General features: G+C 34.5%; 3 protein-coding genes. All 3 read right to left on the reverse strand.

Translation table 11 applies throughout. The annotated features are described in order from the left end of the window. Positions 1 to 223: conjugal transfer protein (locus LJD34_RS16015; protein WP_227360366.1), on the reverse strand; the 223-nt coding region annotated here is incomplete at its 3' end. Between the two features lie 86 nt (positions 224 to 309). Then, positions 310 to 618 carry a hypothetical protein gene (locus tag LJD34_RS16020; RefSeq protein ID WP_004843356.1) on the reverse strand — a complete coding sequence of 103 codons (309 nt, stop codon included), beginning with the start codon at positions 616 to 618 and terminating at the stop codon, positions 310 to 312. Between the two features lie 73 nt (positions 619 to 691). Continuing rightward, positions 692 to 916, reverse strand: coding sequence for a hypothetical protein (locus LJD34_RS16025; protein ID WP_032548346.1), 225 nt, complete (start codon positions 914 to 916; stop codon positions 692 to 694). Positions 917 to 945 lie beyond the last annotated feature (29 nt).

Raw genomic sequence — 945 nt, forward strand, 5'->3', positions numbered from 1 at the left:
TCCTGCATTGTTCCTCACGTCCTTTCTGTTGTTTCATCACATCTTTTAAGGTCTGGTACGACATACCAAACACATACTTTGAAAAATCTTCTAACTGTCTTTCTTCATAGTTGGCAGGGTTCAGTCGTTTCATTTCATGCCACACCTTACGCTTGTAAGAGGGCAGGTCGGAAATATACTCACAGCCGATTTTTGCCTGCATATCCTTAAAAATATCGTTCATTTCATCACTCCAATCTGAAATTTTGGTAAGAAAAAAGCAGTCAATCCTAAGACCAACTGCTTTGCATATAAATATAAATTTGGAAACTAAAATTTTCGGAAGTTTTTTTGTATTTTGTGTAGCCATAGTCCAGCAATACCAGCTATAATTGCCAAGAAAAAAACTGCGGTAGGAATAGAATGATTTTTTACTATAATCGCAATTACCCCAGATACTAAAATACCAATCCCTACGAATAAAACAGGTTTTCCTAATTCTTTTGCATATCCTTTTTTGTTATCAGTAGTATCAAATACTTTACCATGAACAAAAGAGTAATTTCCCTTTAATAAAGAAATACTCACGAATATAAGGATAGCAGAAACAAACCACATCATTATACTAAATCCTAACATAAAATATCACTTCCTAAAGTTGTATTTTTATATCCATATTATATCACCCAATTAACAACATCACAATAAAAATTTATGCACCGATAATCTTGTTGAACAGCTCTAACAGTACATCTTTCACACCGCCAGCATTGAACACCAAGCCAACAGCAATCAAGGCAACTACCAAGAAACCGATAAGTTTGGAAAACTCACGTTTGAACCCTAAGTAGATACCGATAACCACAATCGCCATAAGCACTAAGCTCTGTGCGTTTGATAAAAACCATTGATATATGGATAGGTAAGTTCCTGATATTATAAATATCTCAAACTTTTCCCCCCATT

Origin of the sequence: Faecalibacillus sp. MSK20_93, from assembly GCF_020589945.1 — a bacterium.
Classification (GTDB): domain Bacteria; phylum Bacillota_I; class Bacilli_A; order Erysipelotrichales; family Coprobacillaceae; genus Faecalibacillus; species Faecalibacillus intestinalis.

Bases quoted from the DNA above. Each gene is read 5' to 3' on its own strand.
- LJD34_RS16020 (WP_004843356.1), bottom strand. From the start codon at position 618: ATGTTAGGATTTAGTATAATGATGTGGTTTGTTTCTGCTATCCTTATA.